Genomic DNA, 26,566 nt, shown 5'->3' with positions numbered 1-26,566 from the left:
CATCCTCCAGCGGCCCAATTACCCGGCTAGATGGGCGTCCGGTGAACAAAGGTTCACCGGACGCGCTCCAAATTCTTGTTCCTACGCATCTTTCGACGGAAAAACGAAACTACATTTTTCTCGGAACAATGCTTCAGGCAGCGGCCTCTCCCGCAGCGATGGCGCGGATGCGATGGCGCAGCATGTACCAGCCGATCACCAGAACAGGCGCGATCAGAATGAGCGATGCCACGGTATAGCTGCCCACCGGATAATCGAGAGCCATCAGCACGATGACGCTGAAGAGGAAGATCAGGGTCAGAATGCCGGTATAGGGCGCACCGAACATGCGGAAGGCAGGGCGCTGGATTTCCCCGCGACGGGCCATATGCCACAGCTTGAGCTGGCACAGGATGATGGCCGCCCAAGCGGTAATGATGCCAAGCGCCGAGATGTTAATGGCAATCTCGAATGCTTCTGACGGCACATAAGCGTTGAGAACCACACCCATGACCGTCACGACAGCCGTTACGGCAATGCCCATATAAGGGACACCCTGGCGGTTCATGCGGCCAAGAGCCGCCGGCGCGGAGCCGGAAATGGCCATGGAGTGCAAAATGCGGCCCGTGGAATAAAGACCGGCATTCAACGATGAAAGAACGGCCGTCAGCACCACGAGGTTCATCACGATGTCCGCACCCTTGATACCGATCAGGCCGAAGAAGGTGACAAAGGGACTTTCACCAGCCTTATAGGCCGAATAGGGCAACAGAAGCGTGAGCAGCAGCACGGAACCGACATAGAAAATCAGCAGGCGGGCAACCACGGTGCGAATGGCACGCGGCATGACCTTGCGCGGATCTTCGGTTTCGCCAGCCGTCGTGCCGATGACCTCGATGGAGGCATAGGCAAAGACCACACCCTGCACGATAAGCAAAGCCGGCATGATGCCGTTGGGGAAAAAGCCGCCATTGCTGGAGATCAGGCTGAAGCCAACCGTGTGACCTTCGATGGGCGTGCCGAAAATCACGAAATAAATGCCGATGCCCAGGAATGAAACGAGGGCTGCCACCTTGATGAGGCTGAACCAGAATTCCAGCTCGCCAAACACCTTGACCGACAGCATGTTCATGGACAGCACGATGACCAGCGCGCCGAGCGCAAACATCCACTGATCAACACCCGCCAGCCACGGCACGTATTGCTTGAAGAAATTCATGTAAAGGGCGACAGCCGTTACGTCCGCGACCGACGTCATCGCCCAGTTCAGCCAATACATCCAGCCGACCGCAAAGGCCATCTTTTCCCCGTAGAACTCGCGGGCATAGGATACGAAAGACCCGGAGGTGGGGCGGTGCATGATCAGTTCGCCCAGCGCCCGCAGCACGAGAAAAGCGAAGAAACCGCAAATGGCATAAACGAAAATCAGCGCCGGTCCGGCTGCGGCAAGCCGCCCGCCTGCGCCCAGGAAAAGCCCGGTGCCGATTGCGCCACCAATGGCGATCATCTGGATTTGACGGGACGTCAGGGCCTTGTGATAACCAAGGTCTTCCTGCTGCTCCATTTGTTTTTCGACATTTTTCGCACTCACGGCGAGTACTCCTCCCTGCGATTTTTCATTAGAAGCCTGCCCTGCCCCTCGAAGCATGGCGGCTTTTGCCAATCATTGCCGGACCGGAAACGCGATGCGCCAGATCCAGAAGTGTCTTCGAATAATCAAATCAAAAAAGCCGCCTGATCCATCCGAAGTCAACTTGTGAACGAATATCAATGCATCTTCGCATTATGATATTCTGTTATACTGTATGACAGCTTTGCCCTCTTAGTGCTTTTCCTCCCCAAGCGTCAACCCTCAGCTGCCATGGGCCCTCTCCGTTACCAATGAACGCCTCTTGAGCCCAAAAAGGCCCCCATTGACCCGAGGATGGAATGGGATTATCCGTAGAGTATTATCTGTCTGACAGCAAGACAGATTTATTTGGGAGGCATTCATGAACCTGATGCGTAGCGAACGTGATCTGCTTGGCGAAAAAGACATTCCCGCCAGCGCCTACTGGGGCGTTCACACGGCAAGGGCGGTCGAGAATTTTCAAATTACCGGCATACCGATCGGCCGCTATCCCTGGCTGATCCGCGGGCTTGCCTATGTCAAGGAAGCCGCAGCCATGGCCAATCACGAACTGGGGCTTCTGGATGAGCGCCATCTCAAGGCAATTCGCCAAGCCTGCCAGGAAATACGCGCCGGAAAGCTGCATGACCAGTTCGTCGTGGATGCCATTCAAGGTGGCGCCGGAACCTCCACGAACATGAATGCCAACGAGGTAATCGCCAACCGTGCACTGGAAATCCTTGGCCACGCCAAGGGGGACTACAAGGCGCTGCATCCCAACGATCACGTCAATCTCAGCCAATCGACCAATGACGCCTATCCGACCGCCGTCAACATCGCGCTGATCGAGGCGATCGACGATCTGGTCGCGTCCATGGGCGTTCTGGAGGAGTCCTTTGCCCGCAAGGCAAAGGAGTTTCACGATGTTCTCAAGGTTGGACGCACGCAGTTGCAAGACGCCGTGCCGATGACACTCGGCCAGGAGTTTCGTGCTTTCGCAATCATGCTGGGTGAGGACCGGGCGAGACTGATCGAATCGGCAGCGCTGCTGCACGAGATCAATCTGGGTGCAACAGCCATCGGCACCGGCCTGAATGCGCCTGCCGGTTATGCAGCCAAGGCCTGTGCGGCACTGGTGGAACTGACCGGACGCCCTCTCGTCACCGCAGGCGACCTGATCGAAGCAACGCAGGATCCCGGCGCCTTCGTGCATCTCTCCGGCGTGTTGAAGCGTGTTGCGGTGAAGCTGTCGAAAACCTGCAACGATCTCAGGCTGCTTTCCTCCGGCCCGCGGGCCGGGATCGGCGAAATCAATCTCCCGGCCTTGCAGGCGGGATCCAGCATCATGCCCGGCAAGATCAACCCGGTCATTCCGGAGGTGGTCAACCAGGTCGCATTCACCGTGATTGGCAACGACATTGCCGTAACCATGGCGGCAGAAGCAGGACAGCTTCAATTGAACGCCTTCGAGCCGGTCATCATCAGGGCATTGAGCGACAGCATCACCCATATGAGCGCCGCCTGCCGGACGCTTGCGGGGCGCTGCATCGACGGCATCACCGCCAATCGCGAGATCATGGCGCGCCGGGTGGAGGAATCGATCGGCCTTGCCACCGCTCTCAACCCGCTGATCGGCTATTATGCCGCCACGCAGATTGCGCAGGAAGCCTTGGCAACAGGCCGCAGCGTGGCAGAAGTCGTGCTTGCAAAGGGGCATCTGACAGAAGCACAGTTGCAGGCGGCGCTTAATCCAAGCCTGCTTGCCAACCTGTCATAAATGGCGTGAAAACCTCGAACCGGCAAACAAGGCCGGTTCGATTATGTTTCCGGGACGAAACACTGCCGGAAACCTTGGCGCATGACATTTTGAAGCGTAATCTTGACGACCCCTGTTTCACGTCGGTCGGATTATGCTCTAATGCTGGCGGGTTTCGCCGGTAATCTCGGCGACCACTTGGCTGACAAGGCCAAGATGCGATTCCATCGCCGCGCGCGCCGCCTCGGCAGAACCGCTGCGGATGGCTTCGGCAATCCGGCGGTGTTCGATATTGGAGGCCGTGCGGCGCGGCGCCATGAAATTGACCAGTTCGGACTGTTCCGTCAGCGCCTCACGCACATCCGACACGATCTTGCAGAAGACCGCGTTGCCGGATGCCTCGGCAATCGCCCGGTGAAATTCCCAATCCAGCAGCACCCATTTGAGGGGATCTTCCTGCCGGTCCATCTGGTCGCAAAGCGAGAGAAGGTTTTTCATCTGCGCTTCGTTGCGCCGCTCCGCCGCCCAGCCGGCAGCAGGAATTTCCACGAAAGGCCGCGCCTCCATCAGATCACGGGCAGAATAATTGCCGTAGGTCAGCTCCTTGCCGGGCTGGGACATGACCACGAAGGTACCGCTTCCCGTTCGCGTCTGCGTCAGGCCCAGGGTCTGGAGCGAGCGCAGCGCCTCGCGCACGATAGGACGGCTGACACCATAGCGGCTTGCCAGATGCGATTCAGAAGGCAGGCGCGTGCCGACAGATACGCGCCCCGACATGATGGCCGTGCGAATATCATCAAAAACCACTTCAGCCGCATTTTTCCGACTGATCGGGTTTGCTGCGGTTAACCAATCAGCCACTTCGTTCATGACATCGACTTTCCTAATCATTACGCCTTTGTCAAGCGACGAATATGAGGATTCTCGACATTTGCGGGGGTGAATTGCAAAAGCGGGCCGCGCCCCACAACCAGCCAAAGGCGCTGGCATTATAACACGCCAGCGCCGTTACAGCGTCTCGCGATCTTTCAGAGTCGCTCCCGACGCTTTACTTCATTTTTTTCGCATGTCGTTATCGCAAGACCGCTGCACACTTTTGCGGGAGACTTTAACGCTTCATCCAGTGAGGTTTCAGCCGCAAGCCTTCCCCTCAGGCCGCCCGCTTCAAGGCATCGCCCAGAATCGACACGAGAGTTGCGATCTGTTCCTTCTCGATGATCAATGGCGGAGAAAGCGCGATGATGTCACCGGTTACGCGGATCAACAGGCCGCTTCGGAAGCAATCGACGAAAACGTCATAGGCGCGGGTGCCGGGCGCTGCCGCGCGCGGTTCCAGCTCGATTGCGCCGACAAGGCCAAGATTGCGAATATCGATGACATGCGGCAGGCCCTTCAGGCTGTGCAGTGCTTCCTGCCAGTCTTCGACCAGACCGGCGGCGCGGGTCAAAAGCCCCTCCTGCTCGTAAATGTCGAGAGTGGCAAGACCCGCAGCACTGGCAACCGGATGCCCGGAATAGGTATAGCCGTGGAACAGTTCGATCTGGTTCTCCGGCCCGTTCATCAGCCCGTCATGCACCTTGCGGCTGGCGAAAACCGCCCCCATGGGAATTGCCCCGTTGGTCAGGCCCTTGGCTGTCGTGACGAGATCGGGAACCACGCCGAAATAATCGGTGGCGAAAGGCGTACCGAGACGGCCGAACCCGGTAATGACTTCATCGAAAATCAGCAGGATGCCGTATTTTTCGGAGATGGCGCGAATACGCTCCAGATAGCCTTTCGGCGGCAGAATGACACCGGCGGAGCCGGACATGGGCTCGACAATGACCGCAGCGATGGTTTCCGCGCCGTGCAATGCCACGAGCCGCTCGAGATCCTCGGCAAGTTCGAGACCGTGTTCAGGCAGCCCCTTGGAAAAGGCGTTGCGATCCAGATCCAGCGTATGGCGCATGTGGTCTGCCGGAATCTGCGGGAAAACGCGGCGGTTGTTGACGAGCCCGCCAACGGAAATGCCACCGAAGCCGACACCGTGATAGCCCTTTTCCCGGCCGATGATGCGCGTGCGCGTGCCCTGGCCAATGGCGCGCTGATAGGCAATGGCAATCTTGAGGGCCGTATCGACCGACTCCGAGCCGGAGCCGGTGAAAAAGACCCGGTCAAGACCGGCTTCGGGACCACCCGGCGCCATGGCGCCAAGACGTGCTGCAAAATCGAAGGCAATCGGGTGCCCCATCTGGAAGGTGGGCGCAAAATCCAGCGTTCGCAACTGGCGCTCAACGGCTTCAGCAATACGCTTGCGGCCATGGCCCGCATTCACACACCAAAGACCGGCCGTACCGTCCAGCACCTGTTTGCCATCGATATCGGTGTAATACATGCCCTCGGCAGAGGCGAGGAGACGTGGCGAGGCCTTGAACTGGCGGTTTGCCGTAAACGGCATCCAGAAATTTTCAAGTGCGGGCATGTTGGAAGCGGAGTGGCTGGTCATTTCAAAAGGCTCCATGGCGATCTGGCTATCTCTCCCGCATATCGCTCAAGCAAACAAGCCCTTTTCTTTTGGCGATCAATCCATTGATTTCTATGAGGATGACTGGCTAATATTGCGATATTTCGAACACTTGAAACAGGCAAGCCATGAACATCGATATAGGTAGCCGGCTGCGCCACCTGCGTTTGGCGAACAAGTTGTCGCAGCGCGAACTTGCCAAGCGGGCGGGTGTTACCAATTCGACGATTTCCCTCATTGAATCGAATGCCAGCAATCCGTCCGTCGGTGCCCTGAAGCGCATTCTCGACGGCATTCCCATTGGCCTTGCGGAGTTTTTCTCCTATGAGCCGGAAAAGCCCGCAAAGGCATTTTATGCCAGCGAAGATCTTGTGGAGATCGGCAAGGGGGCAATTTCCTATCGGCAGGTTGGAGAAAACCTGTTCGGTCGCAGTCTGCAAATTTTGAAAGAGTGCTACCAGCCCGGCGCCGATACCGGCAAAGTACTGCTGGTGCATGACGGCGAGGAAGGCGGCATCGTCCTCAGCGGCCGTCTGGAGGTGACGGTGGACGGGGAGCGCCGGATCCTCGGACCGGGAGATGCCTACTATTTCGAAAGCCGCCGCCCCCATCGCTTCCGTTGCGTGGGGCCGGTGCCATGCGAGGTCATAAGCGCCTGCACCCCGCCGAGTTTCTAGAGCACTTCCGGTGAACACGGGTTCACCTACAATGCTCTAACTTCTTGTTTCGGCGCATTTCCGGACGCAAAACCGACTACACTTTTGCTGGAAATGCTCTAAAGTATCCGAGAAAAGTGCAGTCACGGTTTTCCGTCCGGAAATGCGCAAAACAAAAGAAGCGCGTCCGGTGGACCTGACAGATTTCATTGGCCTCAACGGCCAATTACAGTCTCATATGCTCGGAATAGGCCATCATCAGCGGGCCCACGCCCTTGACATCGTCGCTCACGACCGGCTCGCGCAGATAATAGGCAGGCGAGCCATCCCGTTCCTGCCCCTCGAACCCGCCAAGCCCCGCCACCTGAACAATTCCGGTCAGACGCAGCACGCCCTCATCTGCCTGAAGACGGGTTTGCAGAAGGCCTTGAAGCGCCCTTTCGCCCGCAGCCTGCATGGACGCCAGCACCCCCTCTTCCACCAGCCCGAGGCGCGCGGCGCGCAGAAGCGCATAGGCAAACATCGCCGTGGCAGAGCTTTCCTGATAATTTCCGGAAAGTCCGGGCGCCTCCAGAACCTGCATCCACAGGCCGCTTTCCTCCTGCCGCTCCACGAGTGCGCCCAGCAGCAGGCAAAATCGCCTCCTCAAGGACGTGATGGCCTCGTCATCCTCCACAAGCGACAGCGTATCGGCCAGCGCCATGACGAGCCACCCCACAGCGCGCGCCCATACTGCCGGGGATTTGCCCGTCATCCTGTCGCACCATGCCTGTATCCGGCTTTCGTCGTAACCATGCACGAAAAGACCCGAACCATGGTCGGTCAACACGAGAGCTGTTGCAAGCTGCTGAAGTGCATCGGCAATCAGGCCCTCCCTGCCGCTATCCATTCCGTATTCGATCTGGAAGGGCAGACCCATGTAAAGACCATCCAGCCAGAGCTGATGCGGATAGCGCTTCTTATGCCAGTAATTTCCGGCAAGCAGGCGCGGATGGGTTTCGAGCTGGGCAATCAGTCGATCGGCCGCCCGGCGATAGCGGTTATCGCCGCTTTGGGCCGCGAGAAAAAACAGAACCCGGCCGGGCAGGATATTGTCGATATTATAATCGGACGGATCGTAGGATTTCAGCTTGCCGTGCCGATCAATCTGGCCATCGACGAGCCGAACGAGATGGCCAAGCCACGGCCCCTGCGGGTCGGCCTCATACAAAAGCTGCAAGCCACGGTAAAGGCATCCATCCTCATAGCACCACGCCCCCGCCTTGTAGGGCTGGTAACGCAAAGCATAGGCGTGAAAATAATCCAAAGGCGACAAGACGCAACTCCTCCCGAAAATCCTTCTCCCTGACGGATAATCTATTCACACTGCCGGAAAAGACAGCCTCCAGCCTTGCAGTTTTTTCGCATTTGCAAATGAAAACGGTTCCCGCTTCCCGGTGGACAGCGCTTCACGCCACAAAAGATGGCAGCCGCATCTCGCTGGGAAGATCCTGCGGAGAAAACAGCGTATTGTGAAGCTGGTTGAGCGCCAGCGCCACCGCGCCGACCATGGTGGCCCTGCTGCCCAGCAGGCTTGCTTCCACCGTGATCCGCTTGCGGCTGCAAGCAGGCAGCGCCTCGCCAATCAGCCGCACCATCAGCGGATGCCGCCCGACATTGCCGCCAAGCACGATCTTTTGCGGATCGAACATTGCATCCACGGAAACGACGAGAAGCGCCGTGAGGCGGGCGGTTTCGGCAATCGCGCCATGGGCGGCGCGATCTCCGGCCACGGCGCGTTCCAGCACCTCGCGCACCGCTGCCGCCTCGCCGCCCATGGCCCGATAGCGTTCCATGATGCCGCGTGCTCCGATTGCGCATTCCAGCGCACCGCGATCGAGACTTTCGCTGGCATAGGGATCGGCCCCGAAGGGAAGGTAGGAAATCTCGCCTGCGGCTCCATGTGCGCCGCGCATCAGCTTGCCATTGACCATCATGCCAAGGCCGATACCCGTGCCAAGCGAAATGAAGGCGCCGTTTTCGATCCCCGCAGAACAGCCCTTCCAGGCCTCGCCCACCATGGCGGCGTTGATGTCATTTTCCACGATCACGCCAGCCCCCAGCGCCTTGCTCAGCCCGGCCACCAGGTCCAGTCCCGAAAGGTCGCCCATATTCGGCGCAAGTGTCAGCGCCCCGGACAAGGGATCGACGACGCCCGGCGTGGCGACAGCGGCCAGCAGGATTTTTTCGCGGGCAATCCCCGCCCGCTTGAGGCTCGTTTCCAGCATGTCATGCGTCAGGGTCAAGAGGTTTACGCCGCTCAGCCCCCCGGATGGCTGCTCGCATTCCTCGACGATCGTGCCGGCAATATTGACCAGCGCCATGCGCACCATGGTTGCGCCTATATCGAGACCCAGAGCATAGCCTGCATTGGCCGCCACCTCATAGGTAATGGCACTGCGTCCGACCTTGCCGCTGACCACGCCTTTCACCTGCACCCAGCCGGACTCCTCCAGCGTGCGAATGACCTCCGACATGGTCTGCTTGGACAGGCCGGTTTTCTTCGCGAGCGCGGCGCGTGACATCGGCCCCTCATGCAGCAGGAGATCCATGGCGGCGCGAACCGAAATCTGCCGCAACACGGGGGGATTAGGGATGCTCTGGTTCATCGGCAGGACCTGATGCGGCGCAAGATTGACGGAACGAAAGTGATCGGCAATGCTGCCACCCACAACCGGATGCAATGACATGACATTGGCCGTCGCGATGGCTGCACATCATGGCAAACATCGAAACCAGACCGCCAGCCACCTTCTTTTGTACATTATCGGTCAGGCCAAGGAAAGCGTTCGTGGACCTGACGAACTTATCGAAACTTTGTCCCCTCATCCCGACCCTTCCGGTTCGCAACGCACCTCCTCTGGATAAACCCATCGCCACCCTTCTTCTTTCCGAAAGAATCTCGTATCGCCCTGTCAAGAGACAGCAAAGCATTCGACAGATCGAAAATGGAGGGGCTGATGGACGAGACCGGCAGATATTTTCCACGCTGGACATTGAAACGCGAGGGTCGCATTCTCCCCGATGAGCGACCGCCTGCCTTTCAGACCCTGGTTCTGGGCCTACAGCATGTGGTTGCCATGTTTGGCTCCACCGTGCTGGCGCCGATCATCATGGGCTTCGATCCAAATGTTTCCATTCTGTTTTCCGGGCTTTCGACGCTGATCTTCTTCATTGCCGTGGGCGGACGGGTGCCAAGCTATCTTGGTTCCTCCTTTGCCTTTATCGGCCCCATTCTGGTTGCGACCGGCGCAGCGGCGGGATCCCCGAACCCTAACCTTGCCGTAGCGCTTGGCGGCATCATTGCCGCGGGCGTGCTGTATGCACTGGTGGGACTTGTGGTCAGCTTTGCCGGACATCGCTGGATCGAAAAGCTGATGCCGCCCGTGCTGACCGGCGCCATCGTCGCAGCAATCGGGCTTGTGCTGGCGCCAATCGCCATTGCCAGCGCCTCCGGCACCAGTGCGGCCAATCCCAATGGATTTCAGCTTTCGCGATGGATTGCCATTCTCGCCTTTATCTCGGTCGGCGCCATCGCCGTTTATGCACCGGGCATGGCGCGACGTCTTCCCATTCTCATCGGCGGGGCAATCGCCTATCTGGCTTATTACATTCTCGCCAATGGCTTCGGCCTTGGCACGCCGGTGGATTTTTCCGGCGTATCGGCAGCCCCCTGGTTTGGCTGGCCGCATTTCACCGCGCCTGTCTTTTCGCTTCCCGCAATCACCCTGATCGCGCCGGTCGTCGTTATTCTCGTTGCCGAAAATCTCGGACATATCAAAGCAATCGGCGCAATGACCGGCCGCAACCTCGATCGCTATCTTGGCCGCGCCTTCATTGGTGACGGATTGGCCACCATTGTCTCAGGCTGCTTTGGCGGCGCCGGCATGACCACCTATGCCGAGAATATGGGTGTCATGGCCGTCACCCGCATCTTCTCCACGCTGGTCTTCCTGGTGGCTGCGGCCTTCGCAATTCTCCTGGGCTTTTCGCCCAAATTCGGTGCACTGATCCAGACCATTCCCGCCCCGGTGATTGGCGGCCTTTCCATCGTGGTTTTCGGCCTTATTGCCGCAACCGCTGGCAGGATCTGGGTGGAAAACAAGGTGGACTTCTCCGACCCGCGCAATCTCATCACCGTCGGCATCGCGCTCGTCCTGGGAGCCGGCAATTTCAAGCTGGCTGTCGCGGGCTTTACCCTCGATGGCATCGGCACGGCAACCATCGGCGCCATCCTGTTCTATCACCTTCTCGGCTTTCGGAGCAGGTAACAGCACCACGGCCGATATTCCAGGCATTCCCGGCAAAACCGCTGTGCACCTGTGCTGGGAATGGTTTTTCTTCACGCATTCCCGGACGCAAAACCGCTCCACACTTTTGCTGGGAATGGTTTTTCCTCACGCATTCCCGGACGCAAAACCGCTGCGCACTTTTGCTGGGAATGCTTTATTCCTTCGTCGCCCCCGCCATGATGCCCCCCATCAGCAGCCTTTGCAGCAGCGTGAAGACGACCAGCACCGGCAGGACAGACAGCACCGACATGGACAGGAGTTTTGGCCAATCAATGCCGAAACGCCCTACAGAATTGGCAATGGCCATCTGCACCGTCCACATTTCCTGGTCATTGACGATCAGGAACGGCCAGAGATAATCGTTCCAGCGCCAGACGAGGTTGAAGGCCATCAGCGTTCCGATCGCCGGAAGCGATAGCGGCACGATGATCCGCAGCAAAATCCGCCATTCCGGGGTTCCATCCAGCCGTGCGGCTTCCAGCAGGCTATCGGGAATGTTGACGATATATTGCCGCATCAGAAAAACCCCGGTGGGCGTGGCGGCTGGCGCGATGATCAGTCCCGCCAGCGTATTCAGCAGACCAAGATCGCGCAGCACGAGAAAAACCGGGATCAGCACGATTTGTAGCGGCACCATCAGCGACGACATGATGAGCATGAACAGCAGCGTGTCGCCCCTGAAGCGGAATTTTGCCAGCGCATAGCCCGCCATCACGCTGATCGTCACCGAAAGTGTTGCCGACAGCAGGCAGACAACCGCGGAATTGCGGAAAAAGGTCAGAAAGCGGGCACGGGACATTGCCGCGAGAAAGTTTTCAAGCGTCGGATCGGCAGGAAGCAGCGTTGGCGGCCAGGCGAAGATTTCCGCCTGCGGCTTCAGCGCCGACACGAAAAGCCAGACCGGAGGCAGAAGAAAGACCAGCAGAACCACACCAAGCAGGACGAGCCGCAGGGGCGAATAGGCATTCGTCATGACTTGCTCCTCGAAATCCTGAGCTGGATGACGGTCAGCGTAATAAGAATGATGAACAGCACAGCCGATTGCGCCGCCGCAATGCCTGCCTTCATCGGCATCTGGAACGCTGTTTCGTAGATGGTCTGGATAAGGTAGACCGTGGCCTTGCCCGGCCCGCCGCCCGTCAGAGAAACGACCAGCTCGTAAACCTTGAAGGCTTCGATACAGGACAGAACCACCACCACCGCCATGGTCGGCTTCAGAAGCGGCAGGGTGATATGGGTGAATTGCCGCCACTTCGAAGTGCCGTCTATCGAGGCGGCCTCGTAATAATCCTGGGATATGGCTGTCAGCCCGGACAGAAAGATCATCATGTTGACGCCTGCCTGCCACCACACCCAGGCCACCATAACTGCAACCTGCGCCATGATGTCCTGTTCCAGCCACGGCACCGGCGCGATATGCAAAAGCGAAAGGGCATAGTTGACCAGCCCGTTATTGAGCCCGAACAACCAGCGCCACGTAACACCGATAATCAGCAGGCTTATCATCGAGGGAAAGAATACCACCGTGCGCACAAAAGCATAAATGCGCTTTTGCGGTTGCAGCAACAGGGCAAGGCCCAGCGAAACGGCAATATTGACCGGCACGGCACAGACAACGAAAATCACGGTTTTCAGCAGCGAATCCCGGAATTCGCGATTGTCGAGCAGGCTGATGAAATTATCGAGCCCGACAAAGACAGGCCATGTCTGCTTGACCTGTGGCAGCACCACGACGCCCCGCTTGAAAAAGGCCATGAAAAGGCCCTGCGCCAACGGGTAGAGCGTGAACGCCACCAGCAAGACCATGGTCGGCGCCATCAACAGATAGGGCCAGCCTTTGCGAAAAAGAGCCGAAAGGCCATGCCGGGCGACAAGCGCCGCCCCCTTGCCTTCCGGCTTCGTTTCCCCGCTCACCGCCCGGCCTCGATGGCTTCCTCGGCAGATTTGCGGATTTGCGCCACCGCTTCAGCCGGGCTGATCTGCCCCGCAACCGCCTGGGTGATGGCGGGCTTGATGACCGCCCAGACAGGCTGCATTTCCGGCCATGCCTGATCGGTGGCGGCATAGGCCGGGCTTGCATCCAGCTCGCCCTGCATGATCTTGACCGCGTTGGAGGCTGCTTCGTTGCCGTAATCCACCTTGGCCGCTTTCATATTGGCTGGAATGACGCCAAAGGTCTTGCCGTAATCGGCCTGCACGTCCGGCGAGGTGATCCACTTGATGAAGCCGACCGCCTCCTTCAGATGCGGCGAGGTATTGAAGGCCACGAGATAATCGCCGCCATAGATGGAGGACCGCACCGTACCACCGGGGGTTGGACCGGCCTGCCAGGCAAATTTGGCCTTGGTGGCCAGCGTCGGGATCTGCCAGCTGCCGGACATGTAGGCCACGGCCTGCCCGCCGAGGAAAAGCTCCTTCGGATTATCGGAACTGGCCCCGGACCACAGGCCGGGCGGCATGACATCCTTGGTGAGGCCGACAAAGCCTTCCACGGACTTGACCCAGGCGGCATCGTTCATCACCACCTTCACTGGCTCCTGCTCCGAGAAGATGTGGTTGCCGTACTGGAAGGGATAGACGATGAAACGGCTGGCGGAAATATCCCAGACCATCGGATAGCGCGTGCCGGATTTCTGCGACACGTCCTTGATTTTCTTCGTGAACTCGTCCCAGGTCCAGCCCTTGTCCTGGGCGGGGATTTCCACGCCTGCCTTCTTGAAGGCATCGGCATTGAGGAAGACCCCGGTCGAGGTGACATCGAGCGGAGCGGCAATCACCTGATCGCCAAGCCTTGCGCCATCAGCCCAGCCCTTCACGAAATCCTTGATCCAGTCCGGGCCGATCTCCTTGTTGAAATCGGCCAGAAACGGCCGGATCACCGGCTCCATCGAGGAGGTCAGTGACAGATCCGGCATGATGCCGGATGCGGCATATTGCTGGAATTTCTGCAACATTCCGTCATAGGGCGTGATTTGCAGGTCGAAGGTCGTTTCGGGATGGGCGGCTGTGTATTTGTCCAGCAAGGTTCTGAGCGCCTTTTCCTGCGCGTCGTCGTCCACATACCAGACCAGCTTGAGCTGCGCTGCCGCAGCATCCGTCATCATTGCAAGCGTTGCCAGAGCCAGCGCTCCAGCCAGTGTCTTGATCCTCATGCTGTTCCCCTTCCTCTCCCAGCGGGCGGCATTCCGGCACACCCTCGTTTTCACCCGGCGAAGTTGTCGTCGGCATTGGCGCGGCCTTGCGATGTTCGGCTTCCTGTTTCTGCGCCAGGATTGCGTGGCCGAATTTGTTCGGTACCAAGACGAATTAAAAACAGGAAATGCACGGCGTCAAGGGAGAAGCGTGGAATTTCCAAATCACGCCAGATCGACGGCCTTAAATGTTCGGCGACTTGACGAACTATGGAAGATGCGAGACATTCTCCCCGTCTCGCTGACAACCGGCGCTCTGGCGGAAAGAACATTGCGGCAGATTACGGACCGTCACAACCCTTGACAGACGAGGGTTGCAAATCCGGGCTCCATTTTCTGCCACTTGGCCTTCGAGGGAAAATCATGGCAGGTCTCGCACTGAAATCCGTGGTCAAGCAATATGGCAACCACACCGTCCTGCATGGCATAGACCTTTCGGTCGAGGATGGTGAATTTACTGTTCTGGTCGGGCCGTCGGGTTGCGGCAAGTCCACCTTGCTGCGCTGCATTGCGGGGTTGGAGACAATCAGCGGCGGCGCAATCGAAATCGGGCGACGCGATGTCACGGCGCTCCCCTCTGGCGAGCGCGGATTGTCCATGGTTTTCCAGTCCTACGCACTTTACCCGCATATGACAGTCAGGAAAAACCTGTCCTTTGGCCTTGAAAACACGAGATTGCCTAAACCGGAGGTGGAGGCGCGCGTGAAGGAAGCCGCCGAGATGCTGGCCATAGAGCCACTTCTCGACCGGCTGCCGAAGGCGCTTTCGGGCGGCCAGCGCCAGCGTGTGGCCATTGGCCGGGCCATCGTGCGCCAGCCGCAGGTTTTCCTGTTCGACGAGCCGCTGTCAAATCTTGATGCGGCACTACGGGTCAAGACCCGCGGCGAGATCAGCCGCCTGCACAAGCGGCTTGGCGCAACCATGATCTATGTGACCCATGACCAGATCGAAGCCATGACCATGGCCGACCGCATCGCCGTTCTGAACGGCGGCAGGCTTGAGCAATACGGCCCCCCGCTGGAACTGTTCGACTTTCCGGTCAATCGCTTCGTCGCAGGGTTCATAGGCTCGCCGCAAATGAACTTTTTCAACGGGACCATCACAAGCCTTGGAGCCGAAAGCGTAACGGTCGCCGTTCCCGGTTTTCAACAGATGACACTTGCTGTCGATCCCGAAGGAAGCACCATCGGCGCGAAGGTAACACTCGGAGCGCGGCCGAACCATTTCCGTCTGACGGGTGGCGCGGATGGAACGGCAGCTCAGGCCCGCTTCCAAACCGATTATGCCGAAAGCGTCGGCACGGAAACCTATATCTACGGCCGTATGGCCGGACATGAAAGCCCCGTCACGCTGCATCTTCCAGACCATGTATCGGTGCAGGAAGGGCAATTGCTGGAGCTTGGCATCGATCCGTGCCGGCTGCATCTTTTCGATGCCGTAACGGGCAAGGCATTTGCGAAAAAGCGCGCCGATGGCAGCCTCATTCGCACCAACCAGCCCTGAGGAAAAGGTGACGATGCCGGTCTCCTCCACCACGCCTGTCATCCATACTCCCGCCCGGCATGTCATGGATAATAGCCATGCTGCCGCCGAACGGGTTGCACGATCCATCATCGAGACGGTTCGTCAAAAACCACGGACCGTTCTCGGTCTTGCCACGGGCGCCACGATGGAGCCTGTCTACCGGCATCTCGTCGCGGCTCATGCCGGCGGTGCGGTCAGCTTTGCAGGCGTCACGAGTTTCAACCTCGATGAATATGCCAATCTCGCCCCCACGCATCCGGGCTCCTATCGCAGCACGATGAACCGGCTGTTCTTCGATCATGTGGACATCGATCCCGGCAAAACGTTCCTGCCCGATGGTCAAAGCCGCGACCGGCGCGCCGCCGCACAAGCCTATGAGGCGGCAATCGTGGCGGCTGGCGGCATCGATCTGCAATTGCTCGGCCTTGGCGGCAACGGCCATATCGGCTTCAACGAACCGGGATCTGCTTTTTCCAGCCGAACCCGGCAGGTGGCATTGCATATCTCCACCATCGAGGCCAATCGGGGCTTTTTTGCCGATGGCGCGGTTCCGGCGGAAGCCATCACCATGGGCATCGGCACGATCCTGGAGGCAAGGCGCATTCTGGTGCTGGCGACCGGCAGCCGCAAGGCCGCAGCCGTCCGAAGCGCCCTTTGCGGGACCATTACGGAGAACTGCCCCGCTTCGGCCCTTCTCGCCCACCCGTCAGTGACGTGGATTGTGGATCGGGACGCGGCAAGCCTGATGACATGAGGCATGGGAGGACAGGGTGGGTTCAGGCCATCTCCTGCATCATGTTTTCCACCCGCTCGCGCCAGGCTAAAATGGCGGCGGCGTGCATTCCCGTCCAGCCTTGCAGCAGCGATCCCCGGCCAAAGGGTGGCGAGAAATATTCCACCGAACCGATCCAGCCATTCTCAAGGCTGGTGCGCCACCAGCGCAGCAGCGGATAATCCGCGCCATCAAGGCCAAACCGCAGCCTTTGTTCGGCGTAAAGACCGGAGAGATAGGGCCAGTCCGAGCCATTGTGATAGCGGTAGGCAAAGGCCGATTTCGCACGGGTATCGGCAGGACGCTTGAACGGGGGCCAAGCGCACATCACGCCCCAGTCACCATAGGGTTGCTGCTGATTGTTGCGGGTTTCCAGCAAAGTCTGCACATGACCAAGCACCTCGACCGCCTTCTCCCGCGATACGGCGTTGAAACGCAACAATGTCAGGCTGTCGAGCGTGAGGTGATCTTCAACGAACTCCCCCTTCAGGCCATAATCGGCATACCAGCCATTCGCGGTCAGGAGGGCGGCATCCACACTGGCTCTCGCCTGTTCTGCGGTTCGGGCTGCCTCCAGCGCCAGATCGGCATCGATTTCGGCTCCGAAGGTTGCAATCACATCCAGCGCCCCGATCCACAGGCCGATATTATAGGCCACATAGCCATGGCGATAGACATTGTCGGCCCAGTCACGGTCATGGCGCGGCTTTTGCGGCAGGCCATTGCCTTCCTTGTCCAGGGCGCGGTAGCGGTTATAAATTGCCCGCACCTTGGCGAAATGTCGCGCCAATACCGTTTTGTCGCCACCCTTGCCAAGATAATCGCCAAGGGTGAGAATGAAGAAGAGCGGGCTATCGAAATGATCGCTCCACCAGTCGCTTGGGCGCAGATGTTCTTCCTTGTAGACCTTGTTTGTCGTGCGGAATTTCTCCCATTCCAGGCCCTGGGCGGGGCCCGTGAGAATAACGGCGCTGGGCGCTTCGCCATCGGGCTGGATACCCCCTGCGAGAAGATCGATCTGTTCGCGCACCGCCTCCAGATCAAGATGCAGGAGCGCCTGAAGGGTCCAGTAGCCATCCCGGTAATAGGTGCGGGTAGGCGCGCTATAGGCCTGACCTGCGGCAAGGCCGAGAAAGCTGCCATCTTCGGCACGGCGTATGGAAGACAGCGCCGCATGGGTGCTCTGGATTGCCATGCTGCGCAGCAAAGCGGGCGCCTCGGGCAGAATATCGCAGCGCCGCACATACTGCTCGGCCTCGGCGATAATCGCCTCCACGGAAAGGCTCAGCCCGCGCGAAGCCTCCTCTTCCGAGGCGCCGACCGCAACAATGACGCCATCGGGCCGTTCATCGACGAGGGTCACGCCCCAGGGCGTTGCAACCCGCCGCAGCCTGTCGCGCCGCTCCACCTTCGGCGGGGAAATGACACTGCCCCACCAGGCGCAACGTCTGGCAGGCATGGCCCGTTTCACCCTTGCGCCGACCAGCGCCAGCACAGGCGCGGATTGCGCCACATAAAGGCCGGCCTCGCCGCATGTCAGCCGGTTTGGCGCATGAATGAAAGGGCCGTCCCACGGCTCCAGCATCAGGCTCGCCATCCGTCCGCACCCCCACAGAGACAGGTCAAGCCGCCCCTGCGGGTAGAAATCGCCTTGAAGACGCGGGGCCATGAACGCCATCTGCAAGGGAAGATCGGTCTCGACAAGCCCGTCGGCGCGCGGCCTTGCCTTGAAGTCAGCGCTCGTCATGAAACTCTCCCTTGTCTGGCCAGTTCGCAAGCCATCATCACCGCGCCGATCATTCCGGCCTCGGCGCCAAACCGGCTTTCCGCCAGGCGGCATTCGAATGGCAGCAGCGCGGCAACATGCCGCCTGAGCGCTGCGAGAAATTCCGGCTGACTGCCTATTCCCCCGCCAATCACCGTCAGAGCGGGATCGATCAGCGTCTGTATGGCGGCGATGCCGATCGAGGCCGTGCAGGCAAGATCATCCAGCGCCGCCAAAGCCGCATCATCGCCCGCACGCAGGGCGGAAAACAGGTCTCGCATATCCGGCCACCGGCTCGCATGGCGCCTGCGCAGCGCAGCCGTCCCGATTTCATCTTCAAGCAGGCCATTGACGGATTGGCCCGCAACCGCATGAGGGGTGGCGCCAATCGGCAGAAAGCCGATTTCACCTGCCCGGCCATTCGCGCCGCGCATCAACTGGCCGTCCACCACCAGCCCCATTCCAACGCCGGTGCCGAAGGATACGAAAGCAAGCGAGGCCTGCCCCTGCCCCGCACGCGCCTCGGCGAAGGCGGCAAGATTGACATCATTCTCGACCGCAACGGCAAGGCCCAGCGCCTCTTCCAGCAGGCGAGAGAGCGGCCTGTCGGCGGGAAGTGCCAGATTGGGCGAAAGACTTGCAAGCCCGGTCTGCGGCGATACGACCGCAGGCACGCCGACAACCAATGCCGCGATGGAACGTCTTTCGACCCCGGCCGCGCCCGCCAGCCGCAACACCATATCGGCTATCTGGCTCAAAGCCGATTGCTGGCTCGCGGGCAAGGTCAAGACCTCTTCGCGGGCCAGCAATGTGCCATCCAGCCGCGCCAGACCGCCCGCCAGTTTCGTGCCGCCGAGGTCTATGCCGACAACGGTGCAGCGTGAGGCCGCCTCCATCGCGGCGCCTTCACCGGCAGCCGCGCCGGGGGCAGGAGATGACGAAGCGTCGCTCACGATCCACCTTGATATTTGTTCGGCAATTTGACGAATTATTAAAAGCCGGGAGGCGCGCCTGTCAACCCGGCTCACGCAGGCAAGCGCGATCCTGCATCGAAATACGCGATCAAACGCCGCGCAGCGGAAGAAAGGTGGCGTTCCTTATGCCTTACCAGAATGAAATGGCGCGGCGGCAGCGGCACATCAAGCGATACGAGCAGCCCGCTTTCCAACATCGGTTCTGCTACCAGCCGCGACACCACGGTGGCCGCTCCCGCCGCCAGAGCCGCACGAAGCACCGCTTCGTTCGATGGCAGGGTGAGCAAAACCTTCAGCTCGGCAATATCGACACCCAACGCCTTGAGCGCCGTTTCGAATTCGGAGCGTGTGCCGGAGCCCTCTTCCCGCATGATCCAGTGCAGATTGCGCAGCATATCGTCCGGACGGGCTGCGGCGGTTGCGGCGACCCGCCCCAGGGGCGCCACTACGATCAGATGATCGGTCGCCACCTGCCGCATGGAGAGGGCCGGATCGTCCAGCATTCCCTCGATCAACCCGATTTCGACCGTCCCGTTACGAACGGCCTCGGCAACACCACGGCTGTTGCCCAGCGAGAAGCGAACCTCGATGCCCGGATAGCTGGCCTGAAAGCTGACAAGCCTCGGCGGCAGCCAGTAATGTCCGATGGTCTGGCTGGCCTGAATATCGACCTGTCCCCGCTTCACACCGGCTAGATCGGCCAGCATTCGCTCGGCATCCTTCATGCGCGCCAGTGTTTCGCGCGCCTCCTTCAAAAAAAGCCCTCCCTCCCGTGTCAGCTCGATCCGCCGCCCGACGCGCTCGAAAAGCTGCACTCCGTGCAGCGCCTCCAGCGTTTTCACCGAGGCGCTTACCGCCGATGGCGTCAGGTTCAGGATCTGGGCCGCCTGCGTGATGTGCTGACGCTCGGCGACCACGACAAAGATCTGCAATTGCTCGAATGTCACGCAAACCATCCAGAAAAAGTGCATGAAACGTGTTTTTTTATTCGATGGAATTGCATGTTTGGCAATGGCATTTTCGCGCCATGACCCAAATACGCAATTTTTTTTCTTGCTCCATCGTGCCAGGCATCCTGCTCTCGGCAGCGGTGACGCTCATCGCCCTGCTCCTGGAAACCCTCCAGCGCAGACTGCTCGGCAGCGTCCTCATGGACGGTCTGGTGCTTGCCATCATCATTGGCACGCTCATCCACACCGCCTTCGGTCTCTCCGACCGTTTTGTCTCGGGGGTGAATTTTGCCGCCAAACGGCTTTTGGAACTGGCGATCGTTCTCCTGGGCGCATCGGTCAGCCTGTCGGCTTTGTCGGGAAACGGAATGATGCTTTTCATTGCCGTCATGGCCATGGTGGCAATTTCGCTTCTCGTCAGTTACAGCATCGGGCGCTTTCTTGGCCTGCCGCCGCGCCTGTGCCTGCTGGTCGCCTGCGGCAATTCCATCTGTGGCAATTCCGCGATCGTGGCGGCCGCCCCGGCAGTCCATGCCAGTCATGAAGAGGTTACGGCCTCCATTGCCTTTACAGCAGCCTTGGGCATCGTCGTGGTCATGCTGCTGCCCTTGAGTTTCTCGTATTTGTCCATCAGCCAGACGCAATACGGGATGCTGGCAGGCATGACGGTCTACGCCGTGCCGCAGGTTCTGGCTGCCACCCTGCCGATCGGCACGGTTAGCGCCCAGATGGGAACCGTCATCAAGCTCATGCGCGTTCTCATGCTGGGCCCCGTCGTCCTGACGCTTGGCTTGATGCATAAAAGACAGGAAAAAACGGCAGGCGCACAATCCGGAACGCCTTTCATCCCGTGGTTCATAACGGGCTTTCTGGCGCTTATCGTCTGCCGCGCGCTCGGCCTTCTGCCCGACATGGTCCTTGAGCCCCTGCACCAGAGCTCCACGGCTTTGACGACGATTTCCATGGCCGCGCTTGGCCTTTCGGTCAATCTTCGCGCCATCCTCTCCTCAGGCGGGCGGGTGCTTGCGGCAGGCGCACTTTCGATTATCGCCCTTGCCGGGCTCAGCCTTGCGGCGGTACATCTTCTGCCAATGTCCTGAACAGCGCCGCGAAGGGCGAGGAGGCCCGGAAGAAAACCGGCGGCAGACCGACAGGTGCGGCCACCACGATCTCGCCACCGCCATCATGCACGTCACCGCTCCACAGATGCACCCAGCGCTCCGGGCCCGGCAGGTGAAGACTGCGCTGCGTTTGATTTGCCTGCCAGACGGGCGCAACCAGAAGATCGGCACCAAGAAGATACTGATCCTGGATTGAATAAGCGGCTTCATCCGTCTCGTAATGCAGGAAAAGCGGCCTTTGCAGCGGCAGGCCAGCCTGGCTGGCCTCAAGGCACAGAGCCTTGAAATAGGGCTTGAGCAGCCCGTGCAGGCGGGTCATCCGGGCAAAATGCGCCAGAACCTCCGCATCCTGATCGATCTGGAGATTTTCCTTTGGCCGATTTCCCTCATGCGTGCGCATGACCGGCGTAAAGGCCGCCATCTCGGCCCAGCGCATCATCAATTCGCCGGTACGGACATTGCCGAAAAGACTTGTATATCCGCCAATATCGGAATGGTGATAGGCGTTTCCAAGCAAGCCTGACGATAAAGCGCCGCAGATCACTGTCACCAGCCCGTCATGGCGGGTGAAGTCCACGGACTGATCGCCCGCCCAAAGAAGCGGGCAATGGGCCTGAACGCCGGTAAAGCCGGCGCGCATGAAAAACAGCGCCTCGCCGGTCATATCCCGGCTGGCAATGGCACGCGCATTGACCTCGGCCCAGATTGTCGGCCAGGCATTGTGCATCAGCCTGGCATCCACGCCATTTGCAAGATGCACATCTATCGGCAGATACTCGCCAAAATCCGCCATCCAGCCGCAAAGACCGTAATCCAGCATATTCTGGCCGATCACCCGCTCGGCAAACCAGCTTGACGCGCCGGGATTGGTGAAATCCACCACGCCGCATTCGAATTCGCCAAAATCCACCAAGGCCACGCCGCCCGTGTCATCCAGCGCCAGAAAGCCCGCAGCCGCCGCTTCCTGGAACAGGCGCCCGTCCTCGCACAGATAGGGATTGACATAGCCCAGAAAGCGGATGCCCTTTTCCCGCAGGCGGGCAATCGTGTCGCGAAGATTGGGGTAGCGGGCTTCATTGGCCTGCCAGTCCCAGAAGAGCCGCGCACCGAATGAGGTATGGCGCAGTCCCACCCAATCCTCGCACCACAATCCGCAAACCTTTACGCCCGCAGCAAGAATGGTTTGAAGCCGCAGAAGCGAGTTTTCGCCGTCCTTCAGCCCGATAATCGCTCCGTCCAGCGCCCAGTCCGGCAACATGGGCTGCCGCCCGAAGCGCCGGGAAAGCTGGCCGACCAGCGCGGCAAAGCTTGCCTCGGCAAAGACTTCGATCGCCTGCGGCACCGCCCAGACCTCGATTTCGTGAAAGCCTTCATTGCGAAAATCGAAGACGGAATAGGCGGTCGTGTCCACATGCAGGGCATAGCGCCGCGAGGACACATAGGTGGGTTGGGGATAGTTGGTGTGATAGTAATCACCCCCCGCCTTGCCGCTCAGATCGGCGCGAAGCGTGATCTCCGTGGTTTTGTCGCGGCCAACGCCGGGCTCCGACGTCCACAGCGGAAAGCGGCGCCCGCGCATGTCGAAATAGGACATCTGTTCGCCGCCGCCATAGACATATTCGCCCGCCTCAGCCCGGACCCGCAGCCAGAAGCGATTGAACCTGCTGTCTTGCGCGCGCAACAGCAGCCGTCCCACCTCTGCGGTGAGGATCAGCGCGGGGGCCTGCCCGGCCGCAAAGGAAAGATGAACCTCGTCCCCCTTCACCTCAGCACGAGACAAAGGCACCCGCTCTTCCAGATAGTCCTCGATGTCGAAATTGCCGCGATACATGTCCATCCGCTCCCGTCCGCACCCCAGATAAAGAGCGGGGCTTTCCGGCGTGTGCGACAGGAGCGTGAGGCCATTCATAGCCAGCGAGAAGCCGTTTGAAAGTGGCGTGAGCGTCAATGTCATGAAAGTCTTATCCCTTGATCGCGCCCGTGGTCAGGCCGGAGACGACGCGCTCCTGGAAGATCACGATGAGAATGGCCACAGGCACGATGCCCACCACCAGCGCTGCCGATATAACCGGCCAGGGAAAGGAAAACTCTCCCTGATAAAGCTGGATGCCGACCGGCAGGGTGCGAAGGGCCGGGTTGGAATTGAAGGAAAGCGCCAGCAGAAATTCATCCCATGCGTTGACGAAAGCAAGAATGCCCGCCGTGAACACGCCGGGTGCTGAAAGCGGCACGACAACCCGGAACAGCGCCCCCAGCCGCGTGCAGCCATCGATCATGGCTGCATTTTCGAGATCACGAGGAATACCCTCGAAAAAGGAAACCAGCATCAGCGTGCAGACAGGCAATGACAGCACCGCATAGGGCAGGATCAGCGCCGTCCAGCTGTTGAGCAGGTTGAGCGTGCGCATCACCTCGAAAAGCGGCACCAGAAGCGTCACCAGCGGAAAAGTGGAAACGGCAATGATCGCGCCGAGAATGAGACCGCGAAACCGAAGATCGAGCCGCGCCAGCGCATAGGCTGCCAGCACCGAGACGAAAAGTGTCAACAGCGTGGAGATCAGCGCCACCATGAAGCTGTTGAACAGGAAAAGATGCAAAGGCTGATCGGAAAAGGCCCGCAGATAATTGCCAGCCGTCGGGGCGTGCGGAAACCAGGTAATAGGCCTTACCGTCAGTTCGGCCTCGGACTTGAGCGAGGTGAAAAGAATCCACAACGCCGGAAAAAGTCCGTTCACCAGCAGCACCCCGGAGGCAATGAAACGCAGAGGCTTTCCCGAAAGAATCGTGTTGTCGCGCCCCATCACTTCCCCCTTGCGCGGATGATGCGCAGATAAACCGCCGTGACCGCCATGGAGAAGACAAACATCACCACCGCAAGAGCCGAACCATAACCCAGATCGAGGAAAGACACGGTATTCTGGTGAATATACATGGCCAGCGTTGCCGTGGATGTGCCGGGGCCGCCACCCGTCATCAGATAGGGAATGTCGAAGGTCTGCAAGGCCGTGATGGTGCGGAAGATCAGAGCCACAACGATTGCCGGCTTCAGAAGCGGCAGGGTGATCTCGAAAAACTGCCGCAACGGGCCTGCGCCATCCACATCGGCGGCCTCATAAAGCGAGCGGGGAATGGTTTGCAGACCGGCCAGGATCATCAGCGCCATGAAGGAGGAGGTTTTCCAGATAATGGCCAGACAGATGGCCGCAAAGGCCAGATCCGGAGAATTAAACCAGATTATGCCGTGTACGCCGAAACGCGCCAGCACATCGTTGACGATCCCATATTCCGAATGGAAAAACCACGCGAAAATCAGCCCCACGAAGGAAAGCGGCAAAGCCCATGGAATGAGCAGCGAAAGACGCACCGGCCAGCGATATTTGAAGGGCAGATTGGCCAGAAGTGCGAGCGCGAGCCCCACGAGCAGCGCTCCCGGCACGGTAATCAGCGTGATCAGCAGCGTATTCCAGCTCGTCTCCCAGAAAACCGGGTCGCTGGCCATCAGCCGGTAATTGTCCAGCCCCACAAATTCGGCAGGCAGGCCCGAGGTCAGCGACAGGTTGAAGAAGCTGGTAAGGATGAGCCGCCCGACGGGATAGACAATGACCAGCAAAAGCAGCAGGGCTCCCGGCGCAAGCAGCAGAGTGGCAAGCGCGGTTTCGCCGGGATCGAGGATTTTTGCCAGTGGCGAGCGGCTTTTCTGGCGCGGTGGAACTGTCGTGTTCAAGGGCGTCACATCGGGTTGGCCTTTAGAGCATTTCATCGTTTCAAGGGAACGGCAAAACCATCTAACTGACTGTTTTTACATGCTTCAGAATGAAAATTCGGTTTCCAATTTTTCGCTCTGCAACCTCCTTTGCGGGTGCCATCAAAAGCACAAAGGAGGCTGGAAATAGAAAAGAGGGTACGGTGGGCGGCAAGACCTGCCTTCCGCATTGTCACCCTTGGAGCGTCGATCCGACTGAATCAGATCGACGCTCTAACCTTTTCTTTTTGAACGATAATCTTGTCGATCCTCGTTTCACTCCGGTCGGATTATGCTCTATCAGCGCAAAATGCGGCGAAGCCGGTTTTCCATTTGCGCCGCGCCGTCTTCCGGCGTCGTAGCACCCGCCAGCACCGAGTTCACCGTGGTTCGGATCACTTCGCTGACCTCGTTATAGCGCGGTGTTACCGGGCGCGGCCGCGCGGTTTCGACCACCGCCTTGGCCTCGGCAAACCACGGCGCGGCCTTCAACACTTCTGGATCGGAATAAGTTGCGCCATAGGTTGGCAAAAGGCCCGCATTGACCGCCATGAAGCGGGAGACGTCAGGGCTGGAAAGATATTCCACCAGCTTGCGGGCATCGTCCTGATGCGTCGAATAGGCCGAAACGCCGAATTCCCAGCCACCGAGACAGCTTGCCTGCTCGCCATTCGGCATGGCGGGCAGCCGTGCCACGCCAACCTTGCCACCGACACTGGATTCCGCCCCCTGGAAGTGGTTCCACGCATAGGACCAGTTCACCGCAAACAGCACCTTACCCGCCTGGAACTCCTTGCGGGTATCGTCGGTTGCCACTTCGGCTATGTTCTTCTTGGCAATGCCTTTATCGACAAAGCCCTTCCAGAGCGCCAGCGACTTCACGGCTGCTTCTTTGTCGAAGCTCAGCTTGCCATTGGACACCAGCGTCTTTCCCTGGCTCCAGTATGGCAGCAGAAACGTGCAGACAGCCCCTTCAATGGCCTTGCCCTGAAAGGAAAGGCCCTGAAGCTCAGGATCGTTTTCACCCTTGGTGATGGTTTCGGCGGCCTTGACCAGTTCGTCCCAGGTCTTCGGCGGCGCGATCTTGTATTTGTCCAGCAGATCCTTGCGATAATAGAGGAACATTGCATCGGCAAAGGCAGGCAGAGCCACCACCTTTCCCGACACCGTATTGGCCTCGGCATAGGTCGGCAGATAGGCCGACATGTCCTTGCCCGCAAAATCTGCGGTCCATCCCGCGGCCGCATATTGCGCGGGGCGGATAATATCGAGAATCATGACATCGAGGCTGGAATCCTTGGCGGACATGACCGTGTTCAGATACTGCGCCTGAAGCTCGGACGTGTTGCCGCCGGTTTCGATTGTCACCTTCGTTCCCGGATTTTTCGCCTCATACTGGTCGAGCGCCTTGCGCCAGACCTCGGGCCGGTGCTGGCTGGAAAGAAAGATCTTGAGGTCGGTTTCGGCGTGCGCGGCTCCTGCCGCAAGAGCAAGTGCCGTGGCAAGAGCAGCCTTCAACAGCATATGTGCGCGCATCATTGGCGTATGGAAACCCTTCATCTCGTTGTTCTTGACATGTCCACGTGTGAAAGCGGGCTTTCCAATCTCATCCGAATGGTCTCGTGTCGTCATCTCATCCTCCCCATTTTCAATTATTGCTTTTCCCGTCACCCTGAAAACCGGAAACCACTTT

Annotated in this window: 21 protein-coding genes; 6 read left to right on the top strand and 15 right to left on the bottom strand. The window is 59.3% G+C overall.

What is annotated here, in order from left to right; all coding sequences use genetic code 11:
- Window positions 1-133 precede the first annotated feature (133 nt).
- Window positions 134-1,543: an amino acid permease gene (locus T424_RS0109635; RefSeq protein ID WP_051558900.1), complete on the bottom strand. Its 1,410-nt coding sequence runs from the start codon at window positions 1,541-1,543 to the stop codon at window positions 134-136.
- A 427-nt stretch (window positions 1,544-1,970) separates the two neighbouring features.
- On the opposite strand from T424_RS0109635, the gene aspA reads away from it, so the two are divergent.
- The gene (gene aspA, locus T424_RS0109630; RefSeq protein ID WP_027487538.1) at window positions 1,971-3,365 is read left to right on the top strand and encodes an aspartate ammonia-lyase; all 1,395 of its coding nucleotides are present in this window, start codon (window positions 1,971-1,973) and stop codon (window positions 3,363-3,365) included.
- A gap of 138 nt (window positions 3,366-3,503) precedes the next feature.
- Here aspA and T424_RS0109625 read toward each other — a convergent pair whose 3' ends face one another.
- Together T424_RS0109625 and T424_RS0109620 are read right to left on the bottom strand one after the other, a co-directional pair.
- A complete protein-coding gene (locus T424_RS0109625) occupies window positions 3,504-4,214 on the bottom strand; it encodes a FadR/GntR family transcriptional regulator (protein ID WP_027487537.1) in 711 nt (236 codons plus the stop codon).
- Between the two features lie 280 nt (window positions 4,215-4,494).
- On the bottom strand, window positions 4,495-5,829 hold the full coding sequence (locus T424_RS0109620) for an aspartate aminotransferase family protein (protein ID WP_027487536.1): 1,335 nt from the start codon (window positions 5,827-5,829) through the stop codon (window positions 4,495-4,497).
- Window positions 5,830-5,975: 146 nt separating this feature from the next.
- Here T424_RS0109620 and T424_RS0109615 point away from each other — a divergent pair, with 146 nt between their 5' ends.
- Window positions 5,976-6,524, top strand: coding sequence for a cupin domain-containing protein (locus tag T424_RS0109615; RefSeq protein WP_027487535.1), 549 nt, complete (start codon window positions 5,976-5,978; stop codon window positions 6,522-6,524).
- 205 nt (window positions 6,525-6,729) lie between these two features.
- Here the strand turns inward: T424_RS0109615 and T424_RS0109610 are convergent, their stop codons facing one another.
- Entirely contained in the window at window positions 6,730-7,818 is a 1,089-nt protein-coding gene (locus T424_RS0109610) for a glycoside hydrolase family 88/105 protein (RefSeq protein ID WP_027487534.1), read from the bottom strand.
- A 133-nt stretch (window positions 7,819-7,951) separates the two neighbouring features.
- On the bottom strand, window positions 7,952-9,232 hold the full coding sequence (locus T424_RS0109605; protein WP_245269504.1) for an ROK family transcriptional regulator: 1,281 nt from the start codon (window positions 9,230-9,232) through the stop codon (window positions 7,952-7,954).
- A gap of 270 nt (window positions 9,233-9,502) precedes the next feature.
- Between T424_RS0109605 and T424_RS0109600 the strand changes: the two genes are divergently transcribed.
- Window positions 9,503-10,813: a solute carrier family 23 protein gene (locus T424_RS0109600; RefSeq protein ID WP_027487532.1), complete on the top strand. Its 1,311-nt coding sequence runs from the start codon at window positions 9,503-9,505 to the stop codon at window positions 10,811-10,813.
- Between the two features lie 175 nt (window positions 10,814-10,988).
- On the opposite strand, the gene T424_RS0109595 is transcribed toward T424_RS0109600, so the two are convergent.
- Genes T424_RS0109595 through T424_RS0109585 form a run of 3 tightly spaced genes read right to left on the bottom strand, consistent with a single transcriptional unit; the run spans window position 10,989 to window position 13,986 of the window.
- Window positions 10,989-11,807, bottom strand: a complete 819-nt coding sequence (locus T424_RS0109595) for a carbohydrate ABC transporter permease (protein WP_027487531.1) — start codon at window positions 11,805-11,807, stop codon at window positions 10,989-10,991.
- A complete protein-coding gene (locus tag T424_RS0109590; protein WP_027487530.1) occupies window positions 11,804-12,748 on the bottom strand; it encodes a carbohydrate ABC transporter permease in 945 nt (314 codons plus the stop codon). The genes T424_RS0109595 and T424_RS0109590 overlap by 4 nt, the downstream gene beginning before the upstream one ends.
- Window positions 12,745-13,986, bottom strand: coding sequence for an extracellular solute-binding protein (locus T424_RS0109585; protein WP_027487529.1), 1,242 nt, complete (start codon window positions 13,984-13,986; stop codon window positions 12,745-12,747). Before T424_RS0109585 ends, T424_RS0109590 begins: the two co-directional genes overlap by 4 nt.
- Window positions 13,987-14,388: 402 nt before the next feature.
- On the opposite strand from T424_RS0109585, the gene T424_RS0109580 reads away from it, so the two are divergent.
- Entirely contained in the window at window positions 14,389-15,528 is a 1,140-nt protein-coding gene (locus T424_RS0109580) for an ABC transporter ATP-binding protein (RefSeq protein WP_027487528.1), read from the top strand.
- Between the two features lie 13 nt (window positions 15,529-15,541).
- A complete protein-coding gene (nagB, locus tag T424_RS0109575; protein WP_084268458.1) occupies window positions 15,542-16,303 on the top strand; it encodes a glucosamine-6-phosphate deaminase in 762 nt (253 codons plus the stop codon).
- 22 nt (window positions 16,304-16,325) lie between these two features.
- Here nagB and T424_RS20670 read toward each other — a convergent pair whose 3' ends face one another.
- From T424_RS20670 to T424_RS0109560, 3 genes are all read right to left on the bottom strand, one after another.
- Entirely contained in the window at window positions 16,326-18,068 is a 1,743-nt protein-coding gene (locus T424_RS20670; protein WP_037067241.1) for a GH116 family glycosyl hydrolase, read from the bottom strand.
- Window positions 18,065-19,039 (bottom strand): ROK family protein, encoded by a 975-nt coding sequence (locus tag T424_RS0109565; protein WP_245269503.1) that lies wholly within the window; start codon window positions 19,037-19,039, stop codon window positions 18,065-18,067. The genes T424_RS20670 and T424_RS0109565 overlap by 4 nt, the downstream gene beginning before the upstream one ends.
- Before the next feature lie 71 nt (window positions 19,040-19,110).
- Window positions 19,111-20,007 (bottom strand): LysR family transcriptional regulator, encoded by an 897-nt coding sequence (locus T424_RS0109560; protein ID WP_027487525.1) that lies wholly within the window; start codon window positions 20,005-20,007, stop codon window positions 19,111-19,113.
- A gap of 116 nt (window positions 20,008-20,123) precedes the next feature.
- On the opposite strand from T424_RS0109560, the gene T424_RS0109555 reads away from it, so the two are divergent.
- A complete protein-coding gene (locus T424_RS0109555; RefSeq protein ID WP_330217729.1) occupies window positions 20,124-21,110 on the top strand; it encodes a YeiH family protein in 987 nt (328 codons plus the stop codon).
- Here T424_RS0109555 and T424_RS0109550 read toward each other — a convergent pair.
- The 4 genes from T424_RS0109550 to T424_RS0109535 form a co-directional block, all read right to left on the bottom strand.
- On the bottom strand, window positions 21,073-23,085 hold the full coding sequence (locus T424_RS0109550) for an alpha-glucosidase (protein ID WP_027487523.1): 2,013 nt from the start codon (window positions 23,083-23,085) through the stop codon (window positions 21,073-21,075). The genes T424_RS0109555 and T424_RS0109550 overlap by 38 nt on opposite strands.
- Before the next feature lie 7 nt (window positions 23,086-23,092).
- Window positions 23,093-23,932 (bottom strand): carbohydrate ABC transporter permease, encoded by an 840-nt coding sequence (locus T424_RS0109545; protein ID WP_027487522.1) that lies wholly within the window; start codon window positions 23,930-23,932, stop codon window positions 23,093-23,095.
- Window positions 23,932-24,813, bottom strand: coding sequence for a carbohydrate ABC transporter permease (locus T424_RS0109540; RefSeq protein ID WP_027487521.1), 882 nt, complete (start codon window positions 24,811-24,813; stop codon window positions 23,932-23,934). The genes T424_RS0109545 and T424_RS0109540 overlap by 1 nt, the downstream gene beginning before the upstream one ends.
- A gap of 360 nt (window positions 24,814-25,173) precedes the next feature.
- The gene (locus T424_RS0109535; RefSeq protein WP_407921391.1) at window positions 25,174-26,397 is read right to left on the bottom strand and encodes an ABC transporter substrate-binding protein; all 1,224 of its coding nucleotides are present in this window, start codon (window positions 26,395-26,397) and stop codon (window positions 25,174-25,176) included.
- Between the last annotated feature and the right edge of the window lie 169 nt (window positions 26,398-26,566).

The organism is Allorhizobium undicola ORS 992 = ATCC 700741 (assembly GCF_000621665.1).
GTDB lineage: Bacteria > Pseudomonadota > Alphaproteobacteria > Rhizobiales > Rhizobiaceae > Allorhizobium > Allorhizobium undicola.
Note: the sequence above shows the minus strand (reverse complement) of the source record. Positions and strands in the feature narration are given on the sequence as shown.

What these genes read in the sequence shown, in the direction of transcription:
- T424_RS0109635 (WP_051558900.1), bottom strand. Translation starts at nt 1,543, where the DNA reads ATGGAGCAGCAGGAAGACCTTGGTTATCACAAGGCCCTGACGTCCCGT.
- aspA (WP_027487538.1), top strand. Translation starts at nt 1,971, where the DNA reads ATGAACCTGATGCGTAGCGAACGTGATCTGCTTGGCGAAAAAGACATT.
- T424_RS0109625 (WP_027487537.1), bottom strand. Translation starts at nt 4,214, where the DNA reads ATGAACGAAGTGGCTGATTGGTTAACCGCAGCAAACCCGATCAGTCGG.
- T424_RS0109620 (WP_027487536.1), bottom strand. Translation starts at nt 5,829, where the DNA reads ATGACCAGCCACTCCGCTTCCAACATGCCCGCACTTGAAAATTTCTGG.
- T424_RS0109615 (WP_027487535.1), top strand. Translation starts at nt 5,976, where the DNA reads ATGAACATCGATATAGGTAGCCGGCTGCGCCACCTGCGTTTGGCGAAC.
- T424_RS0109605 (WP_245269504.1), bottom strand. Translation starts at nt 9,232, where the DNA reads ATGTCATTGCATCCGGTTGTGGGTGGCAGCATTGCCGATCACTTTCGT.
- T424_RS0109600 (WP_027487532.1), top strand. Translation starts at nt 9,503, where the DNA reads ATGGACGAGACCGGCAGATATTTTCCACGCTGGACATTGAAACGCGAG.
- T424_RS0109595 (WP_027487531.1), bottom strand. Translation starts at nt 11,807, where the DNA reads ATGACGAATGCCTATTCGCCCCTGCGGCTCGTCCTGCTTGGTGTGGTT.
- T424_RS0109585 (WP_027487529.1), bottom strand. Translation starts at nt 13,986, where the DNA reads ATGAGGATCAAGACACTGGCTGGAGCGCTGGCTCTGGCAACGCTTGCA.
- T424_RS0109580 (WP_027487528.1), top strand. Translation starts at nt 14,389, where the DNA reads ATGGCAGGTCTCGCACTGAAATCCGTGGTCAAGCAATATGGCAACCAC.
- nagB (WP_084268458.1), top strand. Translation starts at nt 15,542, where the DNA reads ATGCCGGTCTCCTCCACCACGCCTGTCATCCATACTCCCGCCCGGCAT.
- T424_RS20670 (WP_037067241.1), bottom strand. Translation starts at nt 18,068, where the DNA reads ATGACGAGCGCTGACTTCAAGGCAAGGCCGCGCGCCGACGGGCTTGTC.
- T424_RS0109550 (WP_027487523.1), bottom strand. Translation starts at nt 23,085, where the DNA reads ATGACATTGACGCTCACGCCACTTTCAAACGGCTTCTCGCTGGCTATG.
- T424_RS0109545 (WP_027487522.1), bottom strand. Translation starts at nt 23,932, where the DNA reads ATGGGGCGCGACAACACGATTCTTTCGGGAAAGCCTCTGCGTTTCATT.
- T424_RS0109535 (WP_407921391.1), bottom strand. Translation starts at nt 26,397, where the DNA reads ATGCTGTTGAAGGCTGCTCTTGCCACGGCACTTGCTCTTGCGGCAGGA.